Origin of the sequence: Streptacidiphilus albus JL83 (genome assembly GCF_000744705.1) — a bacterium.
GTDB classification, from domain to species: Bacteria; Actinomycetota; Actinomycetes; order Streptomycetales; family Streptomycetaceae; genus Streptacidiphilus; species Streptacidiphilus albus.
Genome location: NZ_JQML01000001.1, coordinates 6,225,269 through 6,251,218, shown reverse-complemented (window position 1 = coordinate 6,251,218; position 25,950 = coordinate 6,225,269). Strand labels below are relative to the sequence as shown.

The 25,950-nt window shown below is 69.0% G+C and carries 44 protein-coding genes; 17 read left to right on the top strand and 27 right to left on the bottom strand.

Translation table 11 applies throughout. From position 1 onward, the window contains the following. Nucleotides 1–4 precede the first annotated feature (4 nt). The 14 genes from BS75_RS27465 (at nt 5) to BS75_RS27410 (ending at nt 5,956) form a co-directional block, all read left to right on the top strand. Complete coding sequence (locus BS75_RS27465; RefSeq protein WP_042437358.1) at nt 5–364, top strand: hypothetical protein; 360 nt, start codon at nt 5–7, stop codon at nt 362–364. After that, the gene (locus BS75_RS27460; RefSeq protein WP_034090177.1) at nt 364–561 is read left to right on the top strand and encodes a hypothetical protein; all 198 of its coding nucleotides are present in this window, start codon (nt 364–366) and stop codon (nt 559–561) included. The genes BS75_RS27465 and BS75_RS27460 overlap by 1 nt, the downstream gene beginning before the upstream one ends. After that, nucleotides 558–818 carry a hypothetical protein gene (locus BS75_RS27455; RefSeq protein ID WP_034090176.1) on the top strand — a complete coding sequence of 87 codons (261 nt, stop codon included), beginning with the start codon at nt 558–560 and terminating at the stop codon, nt 816–818. Before BS75_RS27460 ends, BS75_RS27455 begins: the two co-directional genes overlap by 4 nt. Next, nucleotides 815–1,255 (top strand): DUF6907 domain-containing protein, encoded by a 441-nt coding sequence (locus BS75_RS27450; protein WP_034090175.1) that lies wholly within the window; start codon nt 815–817, stop codon nt 1,253–1,255. The genes BS75_RS27455 and BS75_RS27450 overlap by 4 nt, the downstream gene beginning before the upstream one ends. Continuing rightward, nucleotides 1,252–1,407: a hypothetical protein gene (locus BS75_RS48565; protein ID WP_156164297.1), complete on the top strand. Its 156-nt coding sequence runs from the start codon at nt 1,252–1,254 to the stop codon at nt 1,405–1,407. The genes BS75_RS27450 and BS75_RS48565 overlap by 4 nt, the downstream gene beginning before the upstream one ends. Before the next feature lie 118 nt (nt 1,408–1,525). Continuing rightward, entirely contained in the window at nt 1,526–1,789 is a 264-nt protein-coding gene (locus BS75_RS27445) for a hypothetical protein (RefSeq protein WP_052069735.1), read from the top strand. 1 nt (nt 1,790) lies between these two features. Continuing rightward, nucleotides 1,791–2,018 carry a hypothetical protein gene (locus BS75_RS27440; RefSeq protein ID WP_034090174.1) on the top strand — a complete coding sequence of 76 codons (228 nt, stop codon included), beginning with the start codon at nt 1,791–1,793 and terminating at the stop codon, nt 2,016–2,018. Beyond that, the gene (locus tag BS75_RS46980; protein WP_081983385.1) at nt 2,015–3,079 is read left to right on the top strand and encodes a DUF2637 domain-containing protein; all 1,065 of its coding nucleotides are present in this window, start codon (nt 2,015–2,017) and stop codon (nt 3,077–3,079) included. The genes BS75_RS27440 and BS75_RS46980 overlap by 4 nt, the downstream gene beginning before the upstream one ends. Then, nucleotides 3,076–3,279 (top strand): hypothetical protein, encoded by a 204-nt coding sequence (locus BS75_RS48560; RefSeq protein ID WP_152645716.1) that lies wholly within the window; start codon nt 3,076–3,078, stop codon nt 3,277–3,279. Before BS75_RS46980 ends, BS75_RS48560 begins: the two co-directional genes overlap by 4 nt. After that, nucleotides 3,276–3,992, top strand: coding sequence for a hypothetical protein (locus BS75_RS27430; RefSeq protein ID WP_034090173.1), 717 nt, complete (start codon nt 3,276–3,278; stop codon nt 3,990–3,992). The genes BS75_RS48560 and BS75_RS27430 overlap by 4 nt, the downstream gene beginning before the upstream one ends. Nucleotides 3,993–4,010: 18 nt before the next feature. Then, complete coding sequence (locus BS75_RS27425) at nt 4,011–4,421, top strand: hypothetical protein (protein ID WP_034090172.1); 411 nt, start codon at nt 4,011–4,013, stop codon at nt 4,419–4,421. Continuing rightward, complete coding sequence (locus BS75_RS44855) at nt 4,421–5,287, top strand: hypothetical protein (RefSeq protein WP_052069734.1); 867 nt, start codon at nt 4,421–4,423, stop codon at nt 5,285–5,287. The genes BS75_RS27425 and BS75_RS44855 overlap by 1 nt, the downstream gene beginning before the upstream one ends. Nucleotides 5,288–5,362: 75 nt before the next feature. Continuing rightward, entirely contained in the window at nt 5,363–5,650 is a 288-nt protein-coding gene (locus BS75_RS27415; protein WP_152645715.1) for a hypothetical protein, read from the top strand. 102 nt (nt 5,651–5,752) lie between these two features. Beyond that, nucleotides 5,753–5,956 (top strand): hypothetical protein, encoded by a 204-nt coding sequence (locus tag BS75_RS27410; RefSeq protein ID WP_034090170.1) that lies wholly within the window; start codon nt 5,753–5,755, stop codon nt 5,954–5,956. A gap of 322 nt (nt 5,957–6,278) precedes the next feature. Here BS75_RS27410 and BS75_RS48555 read toward each other — a convergent pair whose 3' ends face one another. Continuing rightward, a complete protein-coding gene (locus BS75_RS48555; RefSeq protein WP_152645714.1) occupies nt 6,279–6,467 on the bottom strand; it encodes a hypothetical protein in 189 nt (62 codons plus the stop codon). Between BS75_RS48555 and BS75_RS27405 the strand changes: the two genes are divergently transcribed. Continuing rightward, on the top strand, nt 6,466–6,837 hold the full coding sequence (locus tag BS75_RS27405) for a hypothetical protein (protein ID WP_034090169.1): 372 nt from the start codon (nt 6,466–6,468) through the stop codon (nt 6,835–6,837). The genes BS75_RS48555 and BS75_RS27405 overlap by 2 nt on opposite strands. Nucleotides 6,838–7,473: 636 nt before the next feature. Here the strand turns inward: BS75_RS27405 and BS75_RS27395 are convergent. The 7 genes from BS75_RS27395 to BS75_RS27370 form a co-directional block, all read right to left on the bottom strand. Further along, a complete protein-coding gene (locus BS75_RS27395) occupies nt 7,474–7,998 on the bottom strand; it encodes a DUF6907 domain-containing protein (protein WP_408022600.1) in 525 nt (174 codons plus the stop codon). Nucleotides 7,999–8,001: 3 nt separating this feature from the next. After that, complete coding sequence (locus BS75_RS27390; protein ID WP_034090166.1) at nt 8,002–8,223, bottom strand: hypothetical protein; 222 nt, start codon at nt 8,221–8,223, stop codon at nt 8,002–8,004. Continuing rightward, nucleotides 8,220–8,417 (bottom strand): hypothetical protein, encoded by a 198-nt coding sequence (locus BS75_RS27385; protein ID WP_034090165.1) that lies wholly within the window; start codon nt 8,415–8,417, stop codon nt 8,220–8,222. Before BS75_RS27385 ends, BS75_RS27390 begins: the two co-directional genes overlap by 4 nt. Continuing rightward, a complete protein-coding gene (locus BS75_RS48550; protein WP_152645713.1) occupies nt 8,414–8,656 on the bottom strand; it encodes a hypothetical protein in 243 nt (80 codons plus the stop codon). The genes BS75_RS27385 and BS75_RS48550 overlap by 4 nt, the downstream gene beginning before the upstream one ends. A gap of 62 nt (nt 8,657–8,718) precedes the next feature. Next, entirely contained in the window at nt 8,719–9,570 is an 852-nt protein-coding gene (locus BS75_RS27380; RefSeq protein ID WP_034090164.1) for a helix-turn-helix domain-containing protein, read from the bottom strand. 31 nt (nt 9,571–9,601) lie between these two features. Beyond that, nucleotides 9,602–10,123 carry a DUF6879 family protein gene (locus BS75_RS27375; protein ID WP_034090163.1) on the bottom strand — a complete coding sequence of 174 codons (522 nt, stop codon included), beginning with the start codon at nt 10,121–10,123 and terminating at the stop codon, nt 9,602–9,604. Then, on the bottom strand, nt 10,101–10,355 hold the full coding sequence (locus BS75_RS27370; RefSeq protein ID WP_034090162.1) for a hypothetical protein: 255 nt from the start codon (nt 10,353–10,355) through the stop codon (nt 10,101–10,103). Before BS75_RS27370 ends, BS75_RS27375 begins: the two co-directional genes overlap by 23 nt. A gap of 319 nt (nt 10,356–10,674) precedes the next feature. On the opposite strand from BS75_RS27370, the gene BS75_RS27365 reads away from it, so the two are divergent. Continuing rightward, on the top strand, nt 10,675–11,415 hold the full coding sequence (locus BS75_RS27365) for a hypothetical protein (protein ID WP_034090161.1): 741 nt from the start codon (nt 10,675–10,677) through the stop codon (nt 11,413–11,415). Between the two features lie 121 nt (nt 11,416–11,536). On the opposite strand, the gene BS75_RS27360 is transcribed toward BS75_RS27365, so the two are convergent. The 19 genes from BS75_RS27360 to BS75_RS51970 form a co-directional block, all read right to left on the bottom strand. Further along, complete coding sequence (locus tag BS75_RS27360) at nt 11,537–11,689, bottom strand: hypothetical protein (protein ID WP_156164296.1); 153 nt, start codon at nt 11,687–11,689, stop codon at nt 11,537–11,539. A gap of 366 nt (nt 11,690–12,055) precedes the next feature. After that, nucleotides 12,056–12,634 carry a recombinase family protein gene (locus tag BS75_RS27355; protein WP_034090159.1) on the bottom strand — a complete coding sequence of 193 codons (579 nt, stop codon included), beginning with the start codon at nt 12,632–12,634 and terminating at the stop codon, nt 12,056–12,058. Nucleotides 12,635–12,752: 118 nt separating this feature from the next. After that, complete coding sequence (locus BS75_RS27350; protein ID WP_034090158.1) at nt 12,753–13,169, bottom strand: hypothetical protein; 417 nt, start codon at nt 13,167–13,169, stop codon at nt 12,753–12,755. Between the two features lie 69 nt (nt 13,170–13,238). After that, nucleotides 13,239–13,529 carry a helix-turn-helix domain-containing protein gene (locus tag BS75_RS27345; RefSeq protein WP_034090157.1) on the bottom strand — a complete coding sequence of 97 codons (291 nt, stop codon included), beginning with the start codon at nt 13,527–13,529 and terminating at the stop codon, nt 13,239–13,241. A gap of 131 nt (nt 13,530–13,660) precedes the next feature. Continuing rightward, nucleotides 13,661–14,158, bottom strand: a complete 498-nt coding sequence (locus BS75_RS27340; protein WP_034090156.1) for a hypothetical protein — start codon at nt 14,156–14,158, stop codon at nt 13,661–13,663. Nucleotides 14,159–14,195: 37 nt separating this feature from the next. Next, nucleotides 14,196–15,056: a hypothetical protein gene (locus BS75_RS27335; protein ID WP_152645712.1), complete on the bottom strand. Its 861-nt coding sequence runs from the start codon at nt 15,054–15,056 to the stop codon at nt 14,196–14,198. A gap of 53 nt (nt 15,057–15,109) precedes the next feature. Beyond that, entirely contained in the window at nt 15,110–15,319 is a 210-nt protein-coding gene (locus tag BS75_RS27330; protein ID WP_034090154.1) for a hypothetical protein, read from the bottom strand. 2 nt (nt 15,320–15,321) lie between these two features. Next, entirely contained in the window at nt 15,322–15,759 is a 438-nt protein-coding gene (locus tag BS75_RS27325) for a helix-turn-helix domain-containing protein (RefSeq protein ID WP_034090153.1), read from the bottom strand. Further along, nucleotides 15,756–16,046 carry a hypothetical protein gene (locus BS75_RS27320; RefSeq protein ID WP_034090152.1) on the bottom strand — a complete coding sequence of 97 codons (291 nt, stop codon included), beginning with the start codon at nt 16,044–16,046 and terminating at the stop codon, nt 15,756–15,758. The genes BS75_RS27325 and BS75_RS27320 overlap by 4 nt, the downstream gene beginning before the upstream one ends. A 67-nt stretch (nt 16,047–16,113) precedes the next feature. After that, entirely contained in the window at nt 16,114–16,722 is a 609-nt protein-coding gene (locus BS75_RS27315) for a hypothetical protein (RefSeq protein ID WP_034090151.1), read from the bottom strand. A gap of 66 nt (nt 16,723–16,788) precedes the next feature. Then, nucleotides 16,789–16,998, bottom strand: a complete 210-nt coding sequence (locus BS75_RS27310; RefSeq protein WP_034090150.1) for a hypothetical protein — start codon at nt 16,996–16,998, stop codon at nt 16,789–16,791. A gap of 28 nt (nt 16,999–17,026) precedes the next feature. Next, nucleotides 17,027–17,215 carry a hypothetical protein gene (locus BS75_RS27305; RefSeq protein ID WP_034090149.1) on the bottom strand — a complete coding sequence of 63 codons (189 nt, stop codon included), beginning with the start codon at nt 17,213–17,215 and terminating at the stop codon, nt 17,027–17,029. A gap of 2 nt (nt 17,216–17,217) precedes the next feature. After that, the gene (locus tag BS75_RS27300; RefSeq protein WP_034090148.1) at nt 17,218–17,922 is read right to left on the bottom strand and encodes a hypothetical protein; all 705 of its coding nucleotides are present in this window, start codon (nt 17,920–17,922) and stop codon (nt 17,218–17,220) included. A 71-nt stretch (nt 17,923–17,993) separates the two neighbouring features. Further along, nucleotides 17,994–18,335, bottom strand: a complete 342-nt coding sequence (locus BS75_RS27295) for a hypothetical protein (protein ID WP_034090147.1) — start codon at nt 18,333–18,335, stop codon at nt 17,994–17,996. Nucleotides 18,336–18,386: 51 nt separating this feature from the next. After that, nucleotides 18,387–19,994 carry a DEAD/DEAH box helicase gene (locus BS75_RS27290; RefSeq protein ID WP_034090146.1) on the bottom strand — a complete coding sequence of 536 codons (1,608 nt, stop codon included), beginning with the start codon at nt 19,992–19,994 and terminating at the stop codon, nt 18,387–18,389. Nucleotides 19,995–20,336: 342 nt separating this feature from the next. Next, nucleotides 20,337–22,904: a DUF927 domain-containing protein gene (locus tag BS75_RS27285; RefSeq protein ID WP_081982614.1), complete on the bottom strand. Its 2,568-nt coding sequence runs from the start codon at nt 22,902–22,904 to the stop codon at nt 20,337–20,339. Between the two features lie 217 nt (nt 22,905–23,121). Next, a complete protein-coding gene (locus tag BS75_RS27280; protein WP_034090144.1) occupies nt 23,122–23,853 on the bottom strand; it encodes a hypothetical protein in 732 nt (243 codons plus the stop codon). Beyond that, a complete protein-coding gene (locus tag BS75_RS27275) occupies nt 23,850–24,176 on the bottom strand; it encodes a hypothetical protein (RefSeq protein ID WP_034090143.1) in 327 nt (108 codons plus the stop codon). Before BS75_RS27275 ends, BS75_RS27280 begins: the two co-directional genes overlap by 4 nt. 312 nt (nt 24,177–24,488) lie before the next feature. Continuing rightward, nucleotides 24,489–24,734: a helix-turn-helix domain-containing protein gene (locus BS75_RS51970; protein ID WP_160312236.1), complete on the bottom strand. Its 246-nt coding sequence runs from the start codon at nt 24,732–24,734 to the stop codon at nt 24,489–24,491. Nucleotides 24,735–24,854: 120 nt separating this feature from the next. On the opposite strand from BS75_RS51970, the gene BS75_RS44850 reads away from it, so the two are divergent. Beyond that, a complete protein-coding gene (locus BS75_RS44850) occupies nt 24,855–25,835 on the top strand; it encodes a hypothetical protein (RefSeq protein WP_052440033.1) in 981 nt (326 codons plus the stop codon). Nucleotides 25,836–25,950 lie beyond the last annotated feature (115 nt).

Genomic DNA, 25,950 nt, shown 5'->3' with positions numbered 1-25,950 from the left:
CGCGATGACAACGACCCTCAAGCGCCCCCGCTTCGGCCGGCAGATCATCGCACCCCTCTACCGGGGCACCGAGGCAACGCTCGTCCACATCGAGTCCGAGGTCGGCCGCGAGCACTGCTACGACGTACGGCTCGGCGTGAACCTCGACCCGAACTGCGCCGGGTACGCGTGCAGCGCCGAGGACGACCCCGTCGTCCTGGTCGTCGTGCACGCCACCGTCCCCGCCGAGGAGTGGGAGCACACCGCCCGGCTGCTCGGCCTCCTGCACCAGCGGCACGCGACCCCGTCCGGGCTGTCGAGCGACGGCGCGACGCTGTGGCAGACCGACCTCGACATGTCGCAGATGCCTTGGAGGCGGTCCTGATGGGTGCCCGCTTCCCGATCCCCCGCCCGACCGAGACGGCTGCGATCGCCGCGCTGCGGCCGAGGCGCTACCCGTCGGCCGAGGCCATGTACGCCGACCTGACGACGACGTACGTCCGCGACGACCGCGAGGGCTTCACCCTGCTCGGCCACCTGATCCTGCGTGCCATCGCCGGAAAGGCCGGTGAGCGGTCATGACGACGATCCCCGACCGCTGCCGGGCAGCGCACCCGGAGGACACGACGGCCTGCGTCGGGCCGCTCCACGCGGTCACGGTCCTCGACGGCCTCGGCGGCAGCGCGACGGGCTGCGAGCACCACGCGGCCCGGCTGCTCGCCTCACTGACCGGCGGACGCGTCTACTCCAACTCCGTCACCGACGGCGCGGCGATCCGTGTGTTCAAGGCCGCCCAGAAGCTCCCGCCGTTCGCCTGGACCGCCGGGGAGGAGTCGTGACCGCCCCGCGCACGGTGACCGTCGCGGTATGGCGCGGCGGCACGATGACAATGCCCTGCCCGCCCTGGTGCATCGGCCACACCGACGCCCAGGTCGCGCAGCACCCCGTCGACTTCCACCACGACGGCCCCGAGACCGGCGTGACCGTGGAGACCGCTGCCGGCCGGGACGAGATCCTCGCCGCGGGCATCACGCAGGCCCCGCTCGGCTCCCGCGACTGCCTGCCCTACGCGTCGGTCGACACGGGCGGCGGCTACGAGCGCATGGAGCCCGACCAGCTGCGCGGCCTCGCGGACGGCCTGGAGGCGCACGCCGTGTTCCTGCGCCGGTTCGCCGTCGAGGTCGAGGAGTTGCGGGCCGTGACCGCCGAGGAGTACCGGCCGGCCGGTATCCCGCCGCACCTGCCGCCGCTCGCACCCCTGGACGGCGACCTGTGATCGAGATCCGCATCACCGCCGCCGATCCGGCGGAGCTGCAGCTTGCCGAGCACCGCCTGCGCCGCGCCTTCACCGACGTCCAGGCCGACCCGCCCGAGCCCGACCTGGAGCGGCCCGGCATGTGGCTGCTCACCGCCACCGCCCAGTTCTGACCCACCCCTCACCCGCCCGGATGGTGCGGACGGAAGGCCAGCGGAACCTTGCACATTGTCCAAGGTTCGCCGTGGCCACCGGCCGCACCACCCCGGGCCCTCCAACCAGGAGACCCCGATGTCCATCGACCCGCGCGACTGGTACGCCGAGGCAGGCGACGAACACGCCTGGGTGCGCCCCGTTCCCGGCGACTGCCCCAACTGCGGCTGCTGCACCGCCCGCCTGTGCGAGACCGGCGGCAAGAGCCCGCTCGGCTGTGCCGGACACAGCACCCTCGCGGAGAAGCCCGCCGTCAGCAACTGCCCCTGCTCGGCGGAGACGACGCCCGGCACCTTCGCCCACCGTCTCGCCCAGGGCCGCGCCGAGAACGGCGGTGCCTGAGATGTCGTTCTTCGGCCTGTTCGGCAACACCGAGGACATGTCCACCGGCACCTACGCCGGCCGGGAGTCCGCCACCGACCGGGCGGCCCGCAAGGACACCGAGGCGCGAGGCAAGCGCGCCGCACACCACCGCAAGGCCGCCACCAAGATCGACCGCCAGGTGAACGCCGAGATCGACGCGAACCGCACGGCGGAGCGCACCGGCAAGCGAGGGCGGGGATGGTGGTGACCCTCACCCGCGCCCAGCGCGCCGCTGTCTGGTGTGTCGCCGCCGGCGCCCTGCTGATCGCCCTGATCGGCTTCACCGGCTCCTACGCGGCCGTGCAGGGCCTCGCCGCCCGGAAGGGCTTCGGCGGCTTCTCGTACGTCTTCCCGGTCGGCGTGGACGTCGGCATCGCCGTACTCCTCGCCCTCGACCTCGTACTCACATGGCTGCGGATCCCGTTCCCGCTGCTGCGGCACACGGCGTGGCTGCTGACCGCCGGGACGATCGTGTTCAACGCAGCCTCGGCGTGGCCGGACGCGCTCGCCGTGGCGATGCACGCGATCATCCCGATCCTGTTCGTCGTCGTCGTCGAGGCCGCGCGGCACGCGGTGGGCCGGCTGGCGGACATCAGCGTCGACCGGCACATGGAGTCGGTCCGGCTGGTCCGCTGGGTCCTGGCGCCGGTGCCGACGTTTCGGCTGTGGCGGCGGATGAAGCTGTGGGAGATGCGCTCCTATGACGAGGTCGTGCAGCTGGAGCAGAACCGGCTGGTGTACCGGACTCGGCTGCGCGCCCAGTACGGGCGCCGCTGGCGCAGGCAGGCGCCGGTGGAGCTGCTGCTGCCGCTGAAGCTGGCCCGCTACGGGGTGCCGCTGCCCTCTGAGCCTTCCGGAAACTTTCCGGAAGGCCGCGCCGCACTGCTGCTCCATGCGGTGGAAAAGATCGACGGCGACACAGCCGAGCTGGAGCCGGTGGAACCCGTGGTGCCGTCGGAAAGCACTGATCTTGTCGAACCGGGCGAAACGGACATCGTCGAGCCGCTGCCGGACGTCACGCTTCCGGGAAAGTTTCCCGCAAGCGCCGAGGCCGAGCCGGAGTTGAGCGCGCTCGAAGTCGCCACTCGCGCCCGGCTGGAGCGGCTGCGCGAGGCACGCAGGCAGGCCGCCGCCAGCTGGTGGGTCGCGCAGCTGCAGACGGATCGGCCGACCTTCAACGAGCACGCCAAGGCGTCGGGGATCTCGGTGCCGACGCTGCGTAAGTCCATCGCAGAGTTCCCCGAGCCAGTACCGGAGGTTGCACCGTGATCACCCGCATATGGAACCGTCTACGTCGCCGCCGCTGGACCGAGCCGGACACCCTCACCCGCCTGCCGATCCCTGGGCCTGGCAGCAATGAACGTGTCACGTTCTCTGCTCCCATCGATCAGCCGCACACGCCCGGGGCTGACGAACTGGCCGCCCGTGCCAACCTGTTCCGTCTCCTCGGTGTCGGTGGTCCGCTGTGACCGACACCGACGGCACCCGGTACGTCGACCCGGACACCTGGTTCGAGCGGCTGTATGCCGAGTCCAACCCCGACACCCATGCTGCCGCCGCTCCGGCCGAGGACAGCGTCCCGGTCGATCTCGCCAAGGCCGAGCCCGTCGACCAGGCCGAGCCCGAGCCCGAGGCGGCCGACGAGGACCAGGCCGACAGTGCCGGGCTGCCGTTCGACCTGCGGGCGCTCGCCGACCAACTGACCGGCGTGCTGTCCGAGACGTCGGAGGAACGCGAGAAGCGCCGGCACCGTGAGCGTGAGGCGCGGCTGGCCGACGCCGGCGAGACACCCGCCCAGCGCAGGCAGCGGCACCGCGAAGAGCGCCGCCAGCACGAGCGCCGGACCACAGCGCTGCTGCGGGTGCACCACAGCGAACGGGCGCGGCGCTTCCGCCGCTGGGTGGTGCTGACCGGGCTGTCCGCCTCGGCCGGCTACGCGGTCGGCCTGGTCCAGGACGCCACCGGCCTGCCGCTGGACGTGGGCGTTGCCGCCCTCGGGGCCTGCTGGTGGTTCGACCTGTACATGCGCCGGTGGGGCCGCATCCGGGTCTCGCAGGTGCGCGGCGTGTTCCCGCTCGTCCTGCTGATCGTCGTCCGCATCCCCGTGGCCTCGGTCCTCGCCTCCCTGCTCGGCCTCAACCAGTTGCTCGCCCTCAGCGGCCAGCTCTTCCACCACCACTGACCACCCAAGGAGTCCCTGATGTCGTCGCTGCTCGGACAGTTCACCGCCACCGGCGTGTGCCTGGCCATCATGGTGTGGCTGCTCGTCGGCCACCGCGGCAAAGGCACCCTCGCCAAGCACCACGAGGACCACCACACGGCGTGGTGGATGCTGGCCTTCGGCCTGTTCGCCCAGTCCGCCGGCCAAGCCTTCACCGCACCGAGCAAGGTCGGTGACTCCCTCACCGCCGCGATGAACCACCAGTTCAACGCCGGTGCCGGGGCGACCGCCGTGATCCTGATGATGATCCTGTTCGGCACCAAGCCCCGGGTGTGGAAGGACGTGATCGTCGGCGCGACCCTCCCCGCCGCCTGCCTGGCCTCGGGCAGCATCCTCGCCATGCCCTTCACCATCGGCGGCAGCTTCCTCCACGGGCTGGTGGGCGCCTGATGACCATCACCCGCTACCTCGAAGGCGTCTCCATCGACGCTCTGGCCCGGGGCAACCGGGTCCTGCTCAGCCCGCTGAGGAACCGCCACGCCACCGCCAAGGCCGATCACGCCGAGACGCTGGCCACCTGGCACGAACGCCGGGCCAAGGCCCGGGAGATCAAGGACCCGCAGCAGCGCGCCAAGGCCCTGGAAGACCTCAAGGGGGAGCGGCCGACCCATCCGGTGCTGGTCGCGGCCGGGTGCGTCGTGGTCGGCACCGTGGTCCTGTTCGGGATCCCCGCCGTCCACCGCCACGCCGTCGCGCTGATCGCCGGGGGAGTCACCCTGTGGATGATCGTCGCCATGATCGCAGGCCAGAAGGACCACCCCGCCAAGACCACGACCAAGCCGGCCGACGCGGCCGAGGGTGAAGCCGACGGCGACGACCAGGACGGGAAAGAGCCCGATCCGACCGTCCCGACGGCCGCCGAGACGCACGCGCTGGCAGCCTGTCTGACCGCCCCCGGGACCTCCGTCCTGCTCACCCGGTTGGCCTCCGATCTGGCCGCGCTCTACCCCGGCTGGGAGCCCTCCACCAAGGCGGTCCGCGCCCTCCTCGCAGAGGCCGCCGTCCCCACCCGCCCGGGGGTGCGCACACCGGACGGCAACGGGCCCGGCGTCCACCACCAGGACGTGCCCCCGCTCCCCTCCCCCACCGACACCGCCCCCGTCCCCCCCGTTGTTGCCAACGTTGGCCCTGCTCAGGCTGCCAACGCCAACGCCAACAACACGGCCGAGTCGAATATCCGAGAGGGGTTCGTCCTCCAGGCCGACCCCGCCAACCCGGCCCACACCATCGTCGTCCCGCGCGACCATGTCGCCTGACCCGCCGACGACCCCACCCCGCAGAGCCCCCAAATCGGCCCCCGGCCGGACGGGGGCTCTGCCATGCTCGACAGCATGCGGTACACGTACAGGTGCGGTGTCTGCCGGACCATCACCGGCCATCCGAGCGAGCGGGCGGCGGAGGCTGAGCGGACCGACCACGCCGAGCGGGCCCATCACGGCCGCTGGCCCGAGGACGACAAGATCAGCGGCCCCCATGTGCCACCCCGACCGGTGGACGGCTACGTGCGGGCGTGGCTGGACCGGCACGACCGGATCATCGGCCGCGCCCTCTTCCAGTTCGTCGGGGTCTTCGTTGCCGCCGGCCTGCTCTACCGGCTGGCCACCGCCGTCTTCGGCTGAGGCACTCCCCCGACGTCCTCGCCGACCTCGGCAACACCAGGGCGGCCCGCCCCTCGGGCGCGAACGGGCGCTACAGTGTGCGGACTTGCTCACGGGGGATCAATGGATTTCATTCTCGGCGTCGTCGTGTTCCTAGTGCTCAGTGCCCTGCCGGGCGTCCTGATCGTGTGGCTCTTCGCCCCGCACAAGAGCGACGACGGCGACGCCAAGGGCGTCGACACCCTGGCAGTGGCCGTGTCCATATCGACCGGATTGTTTCTGCTTTGGTGGGCTTCGACCCACATCACCATCTCCGGTCCCAACTGAGCAGCAATTCCCGCCGGAGGCCTGTCCAGGGCCGACCAGCTCGGGCCGGACGTGCGTCACGCACGCCCAGGACCAACCTCACTACTGATGAGGTTGCTCGGCGCTCGCAACGGGTGATCTTCGTGCTGTCGCGTATGCGAGAGGGCGAGCCGCCCCCGGCAACGGTCGCCGGCCGCGCTGCGACAATGAATCGCGCTCGAACTCAAGGACCGAAGCGCAGTTGACGCTCCCTGCCGGATTTCGTCGTACCTGCGTGCGATCATGTTCCGCGCGGCGCTCAAGCGCACGGGGAGCGAGAGAGGGCCGTCTGTGCCCTCGCAGATCACTGGGGGAACGGCAACATGAACACCACGTCCAGGGCACTGGGTGCGGCAGTACTGCTCAGCGTCGTGACTTTGGGAGCGGGCGCCTGCAGCAGCGGCACCGCCAAGCCGACCGCCACGGCAACCGCCACCGGGCCAGCAGCCACCGCAGCGTCGGCCACACCCGACGGCAGCACCAGTGACTCCATGGCACAGAAGGTCGCCGCCTGGTACAAGGGCGGCGGCCAGTCCGACATCAGCACCCTCGGAACCGACATCAACCAGCTCGGCACTGACGGCAGGGCCAAGAACCTCTCGGCCGTTGGCGGCGACTGCGCCATCCTCGCCAGCGCCACGACCAGTGCTGTGGACTACGGCCCCATCCCCGACCCGGAGGCACAGTCCCACTGGGCGAAGGCCCTCGCCGACTACACCACCGGCACCTCACTGTGCTACGCCGGGATCGCGAAGATGAACGCTACCGAGACTGGCAAGGGCATCGCCGATGTGATCGCCGGGAACACACAGATGGCGGCCCTCACAACCCGCGTCAACGCCATCGGAGCCGGCGCACAGTAAGCCGGAGCCGACAGGACTGGCCGTCTCGTTCACCGGATCGGTTGACCACCATCGCCGTGCCCGCCGAACGGCTTCTGCGTTGAACCGGGTGTGACAACTGTTGCCGAACCCGTCGACCTCACCCGCCCCACAGTTCCGCACCCATCTCGCCGACGACGCCGGCCAGAGACGCCCATGTACGAGGCCCTCGCCGCCGATTGGGCGGCGTTCGGCCGCATGGTGCCCGGCGACCGCGACGGCGAATGGGTCGAGCTGGTCACGCGCAAGGTCTGGTAGCCGACCGGAGCGGTACAGTGCCCGCGACAAAGAGGGGGATGTCATGTGGGGCGTATGGCTCTTGCTGGCCGGCGGGTGCGTGATGATCGTTGTTTGCGTCAGGGGCTTGGCCCGGAGCCGCGGCTCGGTTTCGGCGAGGACGCGTCTCGCCGCGTGGACGCAGGCCGCGTTCGGGCTTGCGTTCATCCTTAACGCGGCTGTCCGGCTGACACACTGGCCAGCTGCCGTATCGACTGGGGTTGATATCTGCAGCGCCGCTTCGCTCGTGACCGCGCTCGTGCTGGTGCTTCGGCTGCAGCGGAAACCCAAGCAGCCGTGACGGTTTGACCGACTCCACCGATCGGCCAGCCACCCTCAAGATCACGTCCGCTCGGAGCGGGCGGCGTGGTCCTCGGCCTGCGCGGTCGCCAGCTCGCCGGCGAGCTCCCGGAGCCGGTCCGCGTAGCCGGTGAGCATGTCCGCGTACGCGAGGACGTCGGAGGGCTGCCGCAGCCCCACCGACGTCACCACCCACGACCAGGCCGTGACGTTGCGGTGACGCGGGTCGGCGGCATCCGGGAACTGGATCAAGCCCGAGATGCACTGGACCTCGACCGGATCCACCAGCACGTCCAGCACCACCGGCTCGGACTCGTGGTACAGGACGTCTTGCCACGGCGGCTCGGCGCCGTGCCTGCCCGCACACCAGGCCGGGCACGGTCGGCCAAGGTAGTCGATCACGCTCGTCTCTCCCTCATCGGTGCCGGCCCCGGTCGGCGGATGCTTGGACGCCGGCCGGGACCGTCGATGGCCGTCCCGTCGCTGCCTCCACGCAGGGAGACGGGACGGCCGGCCAAGTGCCGTCCGGGCAGCCGCCGTGGGGGGCTTGGTCTGCCCGGACGGCAGTCTTCAGAGCGACCGGTTCTGTCCCCGGCCGGGTCGCGGCTTCGGCTTCAAGTCGCAGGACGGGCAGATCAGCACGGTCCAGCCGGGCCCGGACGCCTGGTCGACGCTGCCGAGGATCCGGCCGTGATCGGTGTGCTCACCGCACTCGCAGCACAAGCCCGGCGCTATCTCCGGGCTGCTCACCGCAGGCAGGGCGTCGGCGGCCACCACCGGGTGCTCGGTCATGCGACGCACCTCGGCCCGAACTCCAGATCCCGGCCGGCGACGAGGATCTCCGGCGAGGCCGCGTAGATCGCGTCCAGGCGTGCCACCCCGGGCGGCGTGAGCTTGCCGTAGCCGGCGGCGGTCATCAGCTTCACGTACTCCACCCAGACATCCACGGGGACCGTCTCGGGGCGGTGCTTCGCGTAGGGGATCACGTCTCCCCCTTGACGGCGAGGTCCTCGACGACCTGCAGGACGTTGTAGAGCGAGGAGACGAGCGCCCCGATCTCCAACTGCAGCTCGGACGCCGGGACGGCGGACAGGTCACGGCCACGCACACGATCAAGGTCGTTGCGGGCGACTCGGACACGGAACTCCTGCGACGGCGACAGGGGCTGGCGTACGGGCACAGGTGAGGCCAGCGGCTGCAGCGTGGAGACTGCGGGATCTGCCATAACTCGACGTTAGGGACGGCCGGAATCCGGCCACCATGGTCTTCCACGTTCTTCCACGGCAATCACCCCAGCGCGTTGACAGCAGCCTCCAGCCGGGCTTGTGCTGACGGCCCGTAGACGGCCATGCGGCCCATCTCGGCGAATGCGCGCGTATACAGCTGGATCTCGCCAGGCACAGTGATGCGGATCTCCGCCGATAGCATCTCAACGATCACGCACTCGTCGTCGAAGACGTAGAACGGCTCCAGCGGCCACATGTCCGGACGGTCCGCGGTGAACGGGATCACGCCCAGGGCGACGGACGGCAGCCGCATCACGTCGAGCAGGTGCTCAAGCTGGCCCGCCATGACATCGGCGCCGCCGATTCGGTAGCGCAGCACGACCTCTTCCAGCAGGACCACAAACCGGTGGTCGCCCTCGTACAGGGCGCGCTCCCGCTTGCGACGCGACCGCACCGCCTCGGCGACGTCGTCCGGCGTGCCCTGGAAGCGGGTGATCGCACCGAGTAGTGCAGTTGCGTAGCCGGTCGTCTGGAAGAACCCGGGGATGACCTTCGAGCCGTAGACCCGCTGGACCTGGGTGCGCTCGTGGAGCGGCAGCAGTTCCTCCTGGGTGCGGCGCAGCCCGCTGCGGTGCTTCCTGCGCCACTCCACGTACAGGTGGTCTGCCTGCCGGTTCGCGGCGATCAGGTCGGGGGCCTGCTGCTCCGCGCCGCAAGCCGTGCACCAGGCCCGGATGTCGGCATCGGTCGGCACCGCCACAGCGTGCTCGAACCGCGAGGTCTTCGCCGGGCTCCATCCGCAGCGGGCGGACAGGTCATGTGCTGTGATGCCGGCGTCGAGCCGGAGATCGCGCAGTTGTGCGGCTACGCGCTCTCGGGCTGCCTGGGCGCTGGAAGATGGTGACTTGGGCATGTTCCCCGGCCGTGCTTGGGATTCAAGGTGCTCAGCTGATCTTGTAGTCCTCGTGCGGGACGGCTCGCTCCCAGACGGCTTCGAACGCCGTGCCGCACAGTTCGGCTACCGCAGGTTCGGTCCGGATCTCGTGGCCGGCGAGCGCGCCATCCCCGGTGAAGTGTCCGAAGCGAACGAGGGCACCGTCGAACAGCCAGAAGTCGTTGCCAGGCAGGGCGATGTCTGAGGCGAGACGCCTCGGCAGCCAACGGACCTGCTCCCCTGCGGAGAGGATGACGAACGTTCCAGAATGCTCGTACCGGATGTAGTCGGTGACGGGCTCGGAGACGATCCGGGCACGGCGGACGACCACGCCCCGGGCGACCATGTCGCGGATCAGCGTCGTCCACGGCTTCCAGTGGGGCGATTCCGGGTCGTTGTCCCGCTCGCCGGTCTCGCGCCAGTGCGCGAACGCGGCAGCCTCGGTAGCAACGCCGTAGGCGTCCCGCATCTCCAGATGTACGGCAGACCTCCGGGCATTGCGGAACGGCTCAGTCCAGTCCTTCTGCGACATCGCACGCCTTCCTGAGCGCCGCGACCATGCGCTTCGGCATCCTGATGGCGAGCTCGTGATCAGGGATACCCGGCGTATGGCCCGGTGCCGGTGTCTCGGTGATCCGCCTACGCAGGTCATCGCCAGGCTTCCAACCCTGGAACACGAACTCGTCGGCCTCCTCGTCGAACCAGATGGTCGGCGAGTCGCCCGTCTCAGTCTCCGGGTCGATCGCGACAAACCTTAGTGCCATGGTGCCCTCCCGAGTCGAGTCCCTTTCACCATCTTCCACACCCTCGTGTGCGCAATGACAGCCCGTCAATACCCCGTCACTCGGAAGGGAAGACTCCACTGGCGCGCCTGAGGCACCATTCCCCCGTACGCTGCTCCGGGGGTCCTGGCCGAGGTCGAGCAGGGCCCCCAACCGCTGCACCGCACTTGTACGGCATGGTGCCCCGCACCAGACCGGTACGGGGCACCATGCTGCGATGGACTGGCGGGGCGGATACGCTCGGCCTGCGGCTCTTCTGGCCCTGGGTGACCGCAGCGTCCGGCGCTGCCAGACTTGCGCGGTGTCCATCAACCCACGCGTACTTCTGATCGCCCTGCTGACGATCGTCTGCCTCGGATGCCTCTTCTGCGTGTACGGCTCGTACCAGTGGGACTGGCGGTTCCACCTGCCCGTCCACGACGACACCAAGATGGCCCTCATCAACACAGTGGCAGTGCTAGCCGCACTCATAGTCGCAGTGCTCGCTGGCATCGTCGCGATCATCGCCTACGCCGCCGCGAGCGGTCAGGCAAAGCTGAAGGCGACGGTGACGTTCGGGACCGGTGATCCCAATAGTCCTGACTTTGCACTGGATGCGATCACAGAGGAGAGCGCCAAGCTTTGGCCATTGAGTCCGACCAATCTGCTCTGGGGGCAGGTGCTGTTGGAGAACTCCAGCGCATACGCCGCCCGGAACCCCGGCGTGCGGATCAGGTTCGACGGCCTGGTTGGCGCGCTCCAGGTCGGAGGCTGGGAGTCGGTGAAGGAGGATGACGCGACCAGCGTCACAGAGATCCAGTGGGATGGTGGAGCTGATCGGATGATCCACGGAAAGTGGTCACGGACCCTTCCGCGGATCAACCTGGCAGGCGCGAGCTGGTTGAGGAGTGTGCAACGGCCGACCATGACGGTGACCGTTGTTGCTGACGGTGTGAGCCCGAAGCCGGTGACATACCAGATCGAGCTGCGCCACCCGGAGGAGCCGGTTGGCGAGGCCGGCGGCGAAGGCGCGGATGGGGCTAGCGTCGAGGCCTCGGCATAGCTGCTCGTACCCGGCCTGGCGTACGCCGTCTGCTTGTCGGCCTTGAACTTCGAGCGGATCTTCTGCAAAGAACGGCCCCGGCGCCCGTGATGGGCGACCGGGGCAGTGTGGTTCGACCGGATCAGACGGCGGCGATGGTCTCGTCCTTGTTGTGCTCAAGGCACCGGGGACAGGTCACCGACTCCTGTGGCACCTCCGCGAACTTCCCGCGGTCGGCGAAGTAGCCGCAGGGCATCTGGACGCCCTCGCGCTCACGCCTCGCGAAGTGAACCATCGGGCTTCCCTGCTGCCGAACGTGGAACGGGTGGGTCTGCTGGATCATCTCTGGTCTCTCTCTACGGCCAAGCCGTGAACGTGCACCCCGACGCCAGAAGTAGGCGCGCTCAGATGCGCCTCAGCGCTCGGATCGACACGCCGAAGCCGGTCTTCGACGAACGTCGGCGACCTGTCCCCATTCTCCCAGGTGCTGGCGGCGCTCCGAACAACTTTCCCAATCCGCACAGCAGTTGACCCCTCACATACAAGGCAATCGCCACAGGTCACGCAGTGTCGAACGGGAGATCGGCCATAGAACGGCGCTCCTTGAATTCACCCAAGCGGGTGATCGAAGCTACGCCACTCGAACACTTCTGGCACCGGACTAGCCCTTGAGGGCCGCGTACGCCGCCGAGCGGCTGATCTTCAACGTGCGCGCGGCCTCGGTCACCGTCTTCCCGCTCTCGACCAGGTGCCGCAGCGTCTCGACCTCGGACGGGCCGATGACCCGCGGCCGGCCCATGTGCTTCTTGTCCGGGAGCATCTGGCCGGACTCCTGGCGGCGCTTCGCCGCAGCGATGCCCTCGGCCTGGCGCTCGGCACGGATCGCGGTCTCGTACTCGGCGGCTGCGGCCAGCACAGAGAACATGAACTTGCCCTCCTTCGTGCTGACGTCGAAGCTCTCCGTGAGCGAGATGACTTTGATGCCGCGCTTCGTCAGATCCTCGACCACGGAGAGCACGTGGCCGGCCGAGCGGCCGAACCGGTCCGACTTCCAGCACAGGAACGTGTCGCCCTCGCGGAGTTCGGAGAGGCAGCGCTGCCACTCCGGGCGCTCGTTCACGCGGCCGGACATCTTCTCGGTGAGCATCAGGTCGTAGCCGTGGGCGGTGATGGCGTCGATCTGCATCTGCGGGTTCTGGTCACGAGTGCTGACACGGACGTATGCGACGGTGCGGCCCATCGGATCCCCCTCAAGAGTCCAGAATCGTCTACCTTCTTGGACAACCTAGCGAGCAGGAGCGATACCGTCCAATAACCTACGTCCAAAAACCCTGAGGAGCGGTCTCCTAGGGGACCGCTCAGCGGCGCCTTTTGCGAGACAGCCAACGCTCCTTCAGTTCGACTCCCATCCCCGGATCTTCCCGGGAGCCCGGGTGGACGAGCGCCCTGGGCCAGTTGAACCAGCGCACCGTTCCGATGAAGACAACCGACACCATCATGATCAAGCCGAAGGCCGCGGTCACGAGCGAGAACACGGCCGCAACCAGCCCGTGCGACTCGCCCGCGGCATAGACCGCCGCAACCGCTCCAACCAGCGCAAAGAACATGACGCCGGTAGGAATGATCGCCCGCTGATTCCCGCGACTCTCGGCCGCGAACCATCCGCTCCCCATGGCGACAGGGGACGGTGGCCTCCGCCAGAAGCGCCGCATGCCAAGCCCCCAGAGCCCGGCGAGCAGCACGTACACCACCACGAACACGGTCCAGCCAAGCACAGTTCCTCCGGGGTTCAAGACGATCCCGGCCAGTATGGGACGGAGACGCACCACCGAACCAGAGCGAGATCACCCCGGCTTACGCCATGGACTGTCGGCCCCGGCGTCGTCGACCGCAGCGGCGAGCAGGGCGGTGCGCTCGGCCTCGCTGAGCGCCAGGCCGGCGGCGAGCTGCCGCGCCGATGTCACCGAGGGGCAGCGCAGCCCGGCCTCCAGGTTGAACAGGAACGTCGGCGCGATACCGAGAATCCGCGCCGCTTCCTTCCTCCGCCACCCGCACCGTATCCGCGCCGCGGCAAGCATCACGCCGATCTCGGCTGGCATCGTCCGCCGCTGCCTCACTGTCGCCTGCTGCTGCATTAGCTGCTCCTTGTCGTTGATGCACGACGCGCCGCCAACCCCGGAGGGCGGGCGGCGCGCTGCACGGGGATGGACTCCCCGAGCATCCCGCCGGTCGAAGATGAAGACCCCGGCGAGGGGTATGGGGGCGGTCAGAGACCGCGTCCGGCCTGCATCCGGATCGTCGCCAGCTTGATGATCGCGGCCTGGTTCAAGGCGGTGGCGATCTGCTCCCGCTCGGGGGCGCTCTGCGACCTGTCCATGGCCTTCCGCAGTTTCTGGACCTGCTCGTCCACGGTCGGCGCAGGCGCGGCGGCCGGAGCCGCAGCGGGGGCAGCGGCAGCGGGCTTGGGCTTCGCCGCAGGGGCCTGCGCCGCCGCGAGCACGGTGATCGAGTCGGGGTCGCAGGTGCCAACGAGGTTGCCGTTGGCGTCGTACACGGCGACCTGGTCCTTTTTCTTCGCCTTCAGGACCGGGCGGGTGCCGGGGTACGCGGCGTTCTTCGGGGTGCCCAGGTTCGGGGCTCCCTGGTCCGCTGGCGGGGTAGCGAGCAGGTCCGGATCGATCATGCCCATGAGACGCCCGTTGGCGTCGTACATCGCGACCTTGGCGGCCTTGGCGACGGGGCGGAGCTGCGGCTTGACGTTCATGCGATTCTCCCTCAACTGGGTGTGGCTCTCTGGCGACTTATCCGGCCTGGTACTGCTGGTGGACGAGCGGGCCGCGGACGCCCGGGATGGCGGGCAGCACGCGCCGCTCGACTCGCGGCCCGGACGGCTCGGCCTGCTTCGCGGCGACATCGGCAGCCATCAGGGTCAGGCCCTTCAAGAAGCGGTCGTGCTTCGCCTCCGGCCTCTCCGGATCGAGGACGTTCAACACCTGCCGCAGCTCGGCCTGAGCCGTCTCGGCCCGCTGGCGGACCTGGGCGAGTTCGCCGCTGCCGTCGGCCTCGATGGCCCGGCGCCGGCCGAGGGGAACCTCGCGCTGGCCGGTGAGGACTGTCACGACCTCGTCGACCGCGTCGAGTCGGCGCCGCAGCTCCGCGACCTGGGCGACGTCGCCGGCTTCGCGGGCAGTGGCCAGCCGCGCGCCGGTGTCCTCGCGCTGCTCGCCGAGTTCCCCCAGGCGCACGGTCAGCACGTCGGCCTGCCCGGTCAACGCCTGCACCTCGGCGAGCAGCTCGGCCGTCTGCCGATCGGTGTCGGCGATGGTGCCGCGCAGAATGTGGGCGCGGGCGAAGCCGCTGGCGCGGGTGTGCGCCTTCACCGCCTCCAGCTCGGTGGCGTGCGCCGTGCCGGTCAGGTCCCGGGCGCGGGCCTCGGCGCCGGCGAGCAGCTGCGCGGCCTGGGCGCGGGCGGTGGTCACGAGTATGTCGGCCTCGGCGCGCGCGGCGACGATGCCGGCCCGCAGTTCCTCGGCGCGGGCGAACAGCTCCGCGGCCTCGCGCTCCTCGTCGACGATCGGGCTGACGAACTGCGCGAGAGCGGCCTGCAGGTCGGGGGCGGGCTCCGCCGGGGCGGCGGACCTGCGGAAGGACATAGTCGGCATGGGTGTCTCCATCCGGTCGTGGGGTTCGTTGCTGGGCGCTGTGCTGCCGGGGCTCACGGGCGTCCCCCGGCGATGTTGTTGCGGTGCTCGGCCACGCCGCGCTTCCACCGCTCCACGCCCTCGGCCATCGAGACCGGGCGCTGGATCTGCTTCTCGTCGTCCTCGATCAGCCGCTCGACATCACGCCGCAGCAGTGCCAGCGCTGCCGTCAGCTGCTCACCGCCGCACTGGCACGTGCACTTCGCTGCCCGGGTACTGCCCATCGCTACGCCGCCTGTTGGTCGCTCCTTCGAGCGGCGAGCCAGGCGGCCACGCTGTTGCCGTTGAGCCTGCGCGCGCCTTTGTAGCCCATCTGATCCCCTTCGAGGACCCTCTTCTGGGCCAACCTGCGCACGTACTGCTCACTCTTGCCGGACAACTCCGCGACCTGTCGCACTGACAGCCACTCCGTTGTCTCCGAAGATCGCAACGCGAAACTTGAGCTGTCGAACATGGTTTCGAGTGAGGCGCTGACCTGCGGTCGAACGCGAAACTCGGTTTCGCGATACTGGACGACGTACTGGTGGAGCCGGGCCGCCAACGCCTCCGCACCGTCCGGAACCGTCCCGTTGGTCCGCAGGACATAGACGATGCCCGCGACCACCAGGTGGTCCAGGAGCGCGTACTCCTCGGACTCGAACAGCAGCCCCTCGATCGCCTTCACTCGCCCTCCCCCGCGACAGCCAGGGCGAGCCGTTGAAGCCACCGGTCGCCGCCGGGGGACTGCCCCAGGATCCACGCCACAAGCCACGCGAGGACACGGGCAGCGTCCCCCGCCGGGGCCTCCTGCAGCACCTCGTCCAGGACCGGGCGCGGCAGCTCCCCCAGCTGCGCCGCAATGAGCGCGAGGACGGTCTCGGCGAGCCGCTGGCCATCCCCGAGGGGCGGCTCGGCCTGGTGCCCGCAGCGGGGGCAGCATGTGCCCGGCGGGACCGGGACTTGATCGTTCATGGGCATTCCGTTCAACGTGCGGATAGTCAGCTGGCAGCGAGTCAAAAATTCGGCACCCGGCGGCGGGTCAGCGCAGACGACCCTCTGCGCTGGCCGACCGGAGGGTCTTCTCGGCGGTGAGCAGTTCCAGGTGCTCGGCGGGCGACAGCGGACCGGCCTTGGCCTTGGCCGTCAGATCGGCCCAGCGCGTGGCCTGGTCGACGAGGTGTTCGCGCTGCTGCTCCCGCCGGACGGTGCTGCCGCCGTGGTAGCGGCATGGCCCGGTGGGGTCGTCGGCGCCCCAGCCGGCGTACTGCTGGCAGGGCTGTCCGTCGCGGCGGGGCCGTCCGCATCGGCCGGGGGGTGCGGGCGCGGGTGGCTCGGGCGGCCGGGCTGCTTCGCGGGCGGCTTTGTTCGCGGCGTTCCATGCATCGTGCAGGGCCTGCTTTGCGGCCCGGCCGGCGTAGGTGATGTTGCCGACGAGCGTGACAGTGCGGACGTGCCGGAGGACGGCGGCGAGCGAGTGCGTCTCGTCGGGGGTGGCCGTCCAGCGGTCGCCGACGTAGACGGTGACGTCGCCGCCGGGGCTGGGGACGATCGTGCCGGGCGGCGGGACGGTGATGGGGGTGCCGTCGGTTTCGGGTGTCCAGTGGCAGTGGATGTGGGGTCGGTTCCAGGGCGGCGCGGTGGTGATCACGGGCTGTTCCTCGGTGCGTTTGATGCTGTACGGACTGGTTTTTGCGGCGTGTCTTTGGCGCGGCAATTAGGCCGCAGTGGCGGTGGCCTGCTGGCGGAAGCGGACGATGTACTGCAGGCCGCAGGGGGACTTGCGGAGGCCGGGGCCGAGGTGCCGGTGCATGCCGCTGCACTGGGGGCAGCGGATGACGAGTTGGGTGTGGCCGCTGGTGATGAGCCGGGTGGCGCGGACGATCGGGGGCTCGGCGGCGGGGGCGGTGTAGGTGCTGCTGGTCATGTGGTTCTCCGGGTTGTTCGTGTTGGGGTCAGGCGGCTTGGGGGGTGGTGGTGCGGCTGGTGAGCCAGCGGAGTCCGCAGCTCTGGTCGAGGCATTCCAAAATCTGGTGCTTGTGCTGGCCGATGGTGGTGGTGCCGAGTGGCTGGGCTTTTCTGACGGCTCGGCAGGCCGGGCAGACGGTCTGGACGACGACGGGCCGGCGGATGCGGGCGGGCATGGCTACTCCTTGGTGGTCTTGGTGCGGGCTCGGGCGCGCTGGTACTGCTCGCGGGCGCGGATGAAGCTCTCGCTGCTGCCGCCGCGGTCCGGATGCGCGTCGGCCATCGCCTGCTTCAGCACCTTCAGGTCCGGGGCCGGTGCGACGTTGCGCTGCTCCACATCGGGCGGCTCGACGTGGAGGTGGAAGTCGGCCGCCCACCATCCGCCGGCGGCGTAGTTGTGGACGTGGCCCTCGGTCTCCAGTTCCTGCCGGTTGACGTACCCGAGCTGGAAGTCGGTGTCCGAGTGCTGGCGGCGGATGTAGTAGACGCGCTGCTTGGTGCGCTTCGTGATCCGGAAGGCTCTGACCTCCGTGACGAGGTGTCCGCGGATGTCCTCGGAGTCGTAGGTGCCGTAGAGGTATTCGACCGGGCTGCTTTCGGTGCTGTCGGAGAGCAGCTTGGTCTTTCGCTTCGCGGCGTTGACGGCCTTGAGTTGGTCGCGGGCGATGCCGTGGGAGACGTGGATGTTGCTGCAGTGGCCGGAGGCGAGGCGGAGTGCGGCGAGGTGTCCTTGTCGGGCTGCTTCGTCGAGGGTGTCGGCCCACCCGTACTCGGTGATGTTCCTGTCGCTGAACGGTTCGACGAGGTGGCGGGCGGTCCAGAATGCGCGCTTGCCGGTGCGGCAGCGGCCCCAGTAGATGAGCGGCGGGTCGTCGGCGGTCATCGGGTTCTCCTTTCGTGGATCATCGGTGGTGCCGGGCGCGCCTACTACGGGTGGGCGCGCCCGGCAGGTCGTCAGGCGAACAGCGGGGTCTGGCCGGGGATGGTGGGGGGCTTCGGTGCTGCCGCCTTGGCGACCGGCTTCGGTTTGGGGGCGGGTTCGGGCTTGCCGTCGAGTCGCCTCAGCTCGGCCTCAAGCGGGCGCAGCTCGGCGCGGAACCGCTCAAGGCGCTCGGTCCGCATCGCTGTGATGCCGCAGCCTTCGCACTCGGGCGAGCCGCAGCGCGCCGGCTGGCTCGGGCAGACGATGGCTTGGTCGAAGTGCAGGCCGGGCTTCCTGAGGCTCCAGACCTGGATCCGGGCGTGGAGGGCGCGGATGCTGGCCCTGAGTGCCTTCTTGTCGGCGGTGGTGCTCATGCTGGTCTCCTTGTTGGTGGTGCGGTCCGTCCTGCGGGTGCAGGCCGGTGGTCAGGCCGCTGCAGCGGCCTCGACCCATTGGTCGATGGCGGCGGATGCGGTATGGATGTCGAGGGCGTCGGCTACTTCTCCGGCGGTCCAACCAGGCGTGACCTTGATGCGCCGGTAGCGGCAGAGCCCGAGCTGTCTGCTGGTGGGCTGCGCGGTGCGCCACCGGGTGTCCTTGAGGCTGAGGTGGGCGGCCCGGCGCTTGGCGAACATCGCTGCGCGGAGCATCGCCAGCTCCTGGGGCTGCTCCTCGTCGGGGTCGGGGGCGAGGCGGATCTGCCCGGTCTGCTTGGTCCAACTGCGGATCAGGAACTGGCCGGGCTGGCTGCCGGGTGCGAGGAAGTAGGAGGTGTCGCCGGCGGGGATGAACCAGGTGCCGCGGTAGGTCTGGAGCCAGTGGACATCGGAGTTGTGGAAGAGGTCGACGTCGGCCCACTCGACTTCGCCGATCTGGAAGCCCTGGGCTTCTTCCTCGTCTACTGCCTCGGTGAGGGTCTGGCCGTCCTTCGGCGCGGCGATCTTGCGGTCGGTCAGGTCCACGATCGAGGCGAGCTTGTGCCGGGTGCTGGCGCCCATGACGTCCAGGAGGAGAGCGTCCTTCTTGCCCTCGGCGAGGCGGAGCGCGCGACCGGCCATCTGGATGTACAGCCCGGCGGACTTGGTGGGCCGGGCTATGACCGCGCATGACGTCCAGGGGGCGTCGAACCCTTCGGTCAGGACCATGCAGTTCGCGAGGACTTGCAGGTCACCGGCCTGGTAGCGGGCGAGGGTGGCGGCGCGCTCGTCCTTGGGCATGGCGCCCCAGACGGTGCCGGTCGGGATGCCGGCGTCGGTCATGACCTCGGCCATGTTCTTGGCGCTGGCGACGGTCGGCGTGAAGATCACGCCGGGACGGTCGGCGGCGTGTTCGAGGTATGCTTCGCTAACGATCTTTGCTGCGCCGGACTCTTCGAGAGCGGTGCCGAGTTCACCGTCGGCGAGGTCGCCGTTGCGGGTGTGGACCGTGTCGAGGTCGAGGCCGGGTACGACGACGCGCTTGCCCTTGACGTCGACCAGGTGGCCGGAGGCGATGAGGTCGAGGATGTCCATCCGGAAGACGACGTCCTGCCAGACCTCGGCGAGGCCGCCGTCCTGCCGGGTGAGGGTGGCGGTGAAGCCGGCGGCGGGCAGGCCGCGCCAGGCACCGAAGTGGTCCAGCACCTCCATGTAGGTGGGCGCGGCGGCGTGGTGGCACTCGTCGACGATGGCCATGCCGATGTCGGCGATATCGCGGCGGCGGCGCTCGACCGCGAGGGTCTGGACGGAGGCGACGACGACGTCGACGTCGAGGTGCTGGTTCTTCTCGGCTTTGACGATGCCGACGCGCAGGTGCGGGTTGACGGCACGGATCTTGTCGGCGGCTTGGTTGAGGAGTTCTTCGCGGTGGGCGATGACCAGGGGTCGGCCGCTGGCGACGGGGAGCATGGCGGCGATGAGGTTGGCGAAGACGACGGTCTTGCCGGCTCCGGTCGGCAGCACGACCGCGAGCCGGTTCTGCCCGCCGCGCCAGCCTTCGGTGAGCTTGTCGATCGCGGCCTGCTGGTAGGGGCGCGGGGCGAAGGTCTCAGGCATGGGTCACCTCCGACCCGTAGGGGAAACGGAAGCGCAGGGAGCGAGAGCAGCACACGGCTCGTACCGGCTCGTACCGGCCGCGTACCGCTATCCGTACCGGTCGAATGTGACTCTGACCTGCTATTACTTCCTTGATAGATGAAGTGGTACGAGAGATACGCAGAAGAGACGTACATACCTGCGTGCGCACACGCGCACCCGCGCACCCGGAACACTTTTGAGGTAGGTCTCCCTGCGGGATTCGTACCGGGCCACTCTGTGTCCCGAAACCACCCCTCACCTGCACCGATGGGCTGCTCTGGTTGGTACGCGCGGCTCGTACCACCGCGCGTACCAGGCGCCTCACAGCGCCTCCTGCGTCGCTTCGGCGCTCTCCAGTGCCTTCTTGGTGAAGACGTAGCACCGGGCCTGCTTGCTATTGATCCGAATGGGGATCTTGTGAGCAGGCTTCTGGCTCTTGCTCAGCTCCAGGTAGCCCGAGGCGATCCACGCCTGCTCGACCGCATCGAGCTTGTAGCTGGCATCGGCCAGGATCTTCTTCAACCGCTCCGGCATGATCGCGACTCGCGACTCGCCGTTCACTTGCTTCTCGGCACCGAGCCATCCGTGCAGCGGCGGCCGGTCGGAGTCGCTGGGCCACAGTTCCCAGGCGTGCCCGGCGATGTACTCCCGCACGACGTCCATCGCCATCTCGGGCCGGTTGTCCGTCGGGCTGTCCGCTGCGAAAAGCCGACGCCAGCTCTCGGCCGGCATGGGCTCATACGGAAGGATCTTCCACTCGCAGGCCAACTTCTCGGCCAGGGCAAGCAGCGCGACCATCGGCGCTCGACGCGCCGTCATGTCGTTGCCCCCCTTGAACTGGTCGCGCAGTTGCTGGTGCTGCTGCTTAAGGCGGTCAGGGCCGCCTTTCGAGGCCAGGTCACGTCGGAGCTGCTCGACGAACGCCGGACCGGCATGGCCGTAGTTGGCGAGGACGCCCTCGCGAGCGCGCACGGCCATGTCACCGCCGTTGTCACCGAAGGGCGGCTTGGTGGTCCCGAGGATGCGCGCGGCGGCGCCTTGTGCGGTCGTGAACGATAGGGCCGGCTGTTCGCCCGAGGAGAGCAGGATGGTTTCCCAGGGCAGCATGCTTGCGTACCCGCCGCTGCGGCTCTTCCCGTGGTTCATCGGAAGCTGGTAGAGCACCTGGTCGATCAGTGTCTCGTCGTCGACCGCCATGGTCTCGTCGAGGACGGTGACCATTCCCCGGACGAGGTTCAGGGTCTTCTCGATCGCGAACAGCGTGGTCCGCCAGTTCGCCATGGCGTCGGCCTGCTCGCTGGGGTTCGCCCAGGCGCTCAGTCCGCACTGAAGGCAGGTGGTCTTGCCCTTCGTTGAACGTGAGGACACGTCGACGGTGAACGAGGAGATGCCCAACGGCCGCAGTAGGGAGGCTGCCAGGGACGCCGCGATGACCACGCGTGGCACCTGGTGCGCCGCCAACTCCTTCACGGCCTCCTGCCAGCCCTTCAGGGTTCCGTGCTGGCCGAACGCGCGGGCGCGGGTCCGCTGCTCGTCATGGAGGACTTCGACCTTCACGTCGCCGTGCGGAGATGCGACGAACGTTCCGTCGGGCTGCCAGCCCAGGTAGCGGGCGAGGTACTGGTCCCGGATCTGACGGTTGCTGGCCTCGAATTCGGCGAGCCACCGTTCGACGAGCCGCGAGTCCGCCTCGATGACTGGCAGGTTGGCGTTGCCGAGTTGCTTGATCAGCTCCCGACCGCGCTTGGCGACGTCGCGCGGGACGACCTTCGAGACGACCTTGCCGCGGTCGAGCCAGGAGAGCTCGACCGACTGTTCATCGTCGGGGTCGCGCAGGGTGCCGGTGACCACCAATGGGGCGAAGGAGACGCGGATCCAGGTGGGCTTCTCTACGCCGTTCTCCTTGACCATCTTCTTCAGCCAGACGCCGCGCCGGTCGAGGCGGTACTGCGCGGGCACAGTGACCTTCCCGGGCAGGTTGAACGTCCCGGCGATGTCATAGCCGACCTCGGGGTCGTCGGCGTTCTGCGAGACCTTGTCCGGTTCGTCCGCCAGTACGTTGGCGCCATCAATGCTCGCCACGATCCGCAGGTCCGGGCGGCGAACCTCCTCGGTGCCTGTGACCTCAATCAGGTCCTCGACCCCGTATCCAGCCTTCACGTGGTCGGTGAGGTCCTTGCCCTCCTTGGCCTCGACCACCTTGACGGACGCTGCCTTGCCCTGAAGGTCGGCGGCGATGGCCTTGGCGTGGGCTCGGCCCGCGTCGTCCCTATCGCGGACGATCACGACGTGGGCACCCTTGAGACTGTCGCCGTAACGGGAGAGCCACTTCGTGCGCTGGCCTTCCTTCGCCGCGCCCTCAACGTTGCACGTAGCGATCAGCCCAAGGCCCTCGGCGGTATGCACGTCCTTCTCGCCCTCGACGACGTGGACCGGCTCCCCGGCCTGGATTCCGGCCATCAGTTCAGGCAGGTGGTACAGCACCTTCTGCGGGGCACCGGGACCGACGAACACGGACTTGTACTGGCGGCGACCACCGGTCAATGGCCGGTAGATACGGAACGTCTTGGGTTCGCCCCGCTCCTTCACGTAGAGCGTCGCGCCGACCTCGCTGGTGTACCCGTATTCGGTGGTCCACGTCGGCTTAGCTCGACCATGGAAGTCTGCGTCCGACTTGGCGGCCGGCAGGCTGAGCGCGGCTCGGATCTCATCCTTGCTGCATCCGGCGTGGCACTTGTACGAGAACGGTGCTCCGTCCGTACCGGGGCCGATCGACAGCGACGGCTGATTGTCCTCGTGCGCTGGGCAGGTCGCCTTGAAGTTGGGCGCCGATCCGGTGATGTAGCACATGTGCTCGCGAAGGAGACGAACGAAGTCTTCGAGTGTCATCGCTCAGCACCCCCGACGTACTCAGGAAGGCGCATGGCGGCGCGCAGGTTGACGACGGGACCCTCGCCCGACGGTCGACCAGTGCCCTGCAGCTGGTCGGTAGTGGTGCTCAACTGGTGCTCCTGCTCTGAAGTGCTTGGGGGGACCAGCCGACGGCGGAGTGAGGGTGTAGGCCACCACCGCCGGCCGGGTACTGCGTCACGTCGTGCAGGTTGGATCAGCCGTCTTCGTCGGGGTTCAAGGCGTACTCGGCGGTGATCTCGACGAGGGTCGTGAACGCGACCTGCAGGCGCTTCACGGCGGCGGTCTCGTCCTCGCCCGCCGCACGGGCCTCGGTGGCCACGTGCTTGAAGCTCTCGGCCATCGAGTGCATTGCCGCGCTGAAGTACACGGCGGAGGCCGGGGAGGCCTTGGAGTAGGCGGCGGTGACATCGGATGTCGCCCCGATCACGGCGTCGAGCAGCTGGTTGCCGACGGTGCCGACCCGGACGGCGGGCAGCGGGAACTCGTCGCCCTTCGCGGCGTCCTCGCAGACCCTGCGGGCGATCTGCCGGACGGCGGCGACACCGGCCGCCTCGACGTCCAGGGCGGGCGCGGGACCGGCCGGGTTCCATCCGGTCTCGGCCCGCTGTGCGAACGCCGCGAGGGTCACGCCGAGATCGAGAAGCTCCTCGGCCACCACCACCGCAGCCTTGGGCTTCAGCTCCTGCATGTCGCCGAAGGTGAGGACGATTTCCGTGGACGCCGGCCAGTGTCGACCGGTCTCCGGGCTGGTCTCCTCACGCCACTCGTTCTGCTCGACTGTGACGCTGCTGCCGCCGGCGAGGACCGTCTCGATCCGGGCGACCTCGACGAACTCGGGCTCGCTGCTGGCCGGGTGGACCTTGGGCGGCAGGATGGCGTCGTACCCGGCGGTGATGCTCGGCGAGTCCTGCGTGGTGGCGATCACTTGGACTCCTCGGCGTTGATGTCGACGAGGTCGAGCCCGGACACGAGCGCGGCCAGCTCGATGGCGTGGCGGGCCGTGAGAAACTCCGCGTCGAAGATCACGAGCATTCCGGCGTCGGTGAGCGCGTAGTCGACCAGACCACCGCGCGGCGGCTTGAGCGGGGAGGCGAAGGCGCGGATCGGGGCGGTGAGCGCCATGAGGGCGTCCGCTGTGGTGTCCCTGCGGCTGTTGCGCACCGAGAGGTACATGAGGGCGCCGTCGCCGCTCAGCAGCCTCTCGACGTCGACGGCAGGGGTGCCGCTGACAGTCGTTGATGGCATCATGTGTTTCAAGACCTTCTGCTCGTGCGCCTCGGCTGGTACCTGGTGGGCGCGGGTTGATCGGCGATTGAGGCTCTGCTGGTTGTGGCGACCGGCAGGGCCTTCGCCATGTTCTGGACTAGGCCGCTGGCTGGCGTTGCGCCGGGCCCGAGGGCTGACTGAGTAGTGAGCGCAGCAGCGCCTTCTGGCACGGTCCGAGCGGCGGAGCCTCGTCGACCACGGCCCTGATGCGGCGCCATAGCGCCGCCTCGGCGTGATCGCCTCGGGCCTCGGCCTCGCGAATCTTCCGGTCCTCGTACAACTCCGAGGCCGGCACTATGCCGCCTCTCGAAGCGTTCGCAGAGCCTCTACGTATCGCTGTCGGACGAGCGGGTTCCTCGGTCGCGACCTCGCGCCGCTCTCGTACTGGCACACGGCCTGACGCGTGACGCCGATGATTTCGGCGAGTTTCTGCTGCGACATTCCCGCTGCCTTCCTCAGTCTCCGACGTTCGTCCGGAGGAGGGAGATCGCGGTGAATGCGCAGCTCAAAGCGGACGGCATCCGCAACGGTGACTGCCATGTGAACATTATGGACCCATGCAATGGCCCACCGCAAGCGTTCGGGACTGCAACGATGACTAGATCTCATCCCGGCGATGCATGTTGACTGCCGAAATGCCGACTTGGAATGCTCAGTGGCATGAGTCCCAATCAGCCGCCGCGGAAGACCCCCAGCGGGTTCGTTGGGGCGAGCAGCAAGCAGGCCGTAGACGACATCCTGGCCACGCAGGCGGAAGTCGAAGCGGCCCGGACGCAGCTCTTCAAGCCCACGGACGAAGCGAAGGCTCGTGGGGTGGTGGTGCAGTTCGAGCGACACGAGGACGAGTTCGTGATCAGCGGGGACGTCTCGCGTGGAGACGCTGGACTCGTGATCACTCGTGCCGAACTAAGCGCGCCCGCATCCACCGGGATCACCCATCGGCTCCTTCGCCGTGCTCCCCTTGGGGATGTCCTTGAGGACGTGCGCAAGTACGTGCTCTACGAAGAGGCCCGGCGGCGCGGCGTGCAGGCGATCCTGGGGGAGGAACCAGCGCCTGGCGTCTTCTCCGAGGGGGACGCGATTCCTCAGACTGCTGGCCGGACGGTCATGAGTGGCGAACTACTGAGGGCCGTCTCGCTGGCCTACCTGCAGGAAACAGCCCCCGGGAAGGATCCAGGTGCACTCCAGCGCATGTCAGAGCGCTTTGAGCGCCCAGAGGGCACGATGCGGACATGGATCACTCGGGCACGGAAAGAAGGGTGGCTCGCACCGGGAGCGAAGGGCCGAATGGGCGCCGAGGCCGGCCCGAAGCTGCGCGCTTGGGTTGCACACGCGATTGAGATGGGAAACGTGACGGACCTGGACGCCGTCTTCGCGGACGTCGCGAGGGCCTACCACTTCATCTCACCTGGCGTGGCCGCGGCGGCGCGGCGGTTGTACAACCAGCCATCCGAGATGGAGTTCCCGTTGCGGCTCGGTGTGCCCCCCATCGACTCACTGGTCATCGCCCAGGGTCTGTACGGGCGACCGCTGAGCGCCGAACTGACAGAACGGGCGGGCCGCGCTGGCGCGAATGAGGACTCCGCCTTCGAAGACATCGCGGCAGAAATCCGCAAGTACTTCTCTGACCACCAGGAGTGAGATCAGCACAGCACGAAACCTCGCACCAGTGCGCCCGGCGCGAGGCATCTGCACTCATCGGCAGGGGTTCGACATCACGACGGGATGACGGTCGATCACAAACCCGCAACGTCGC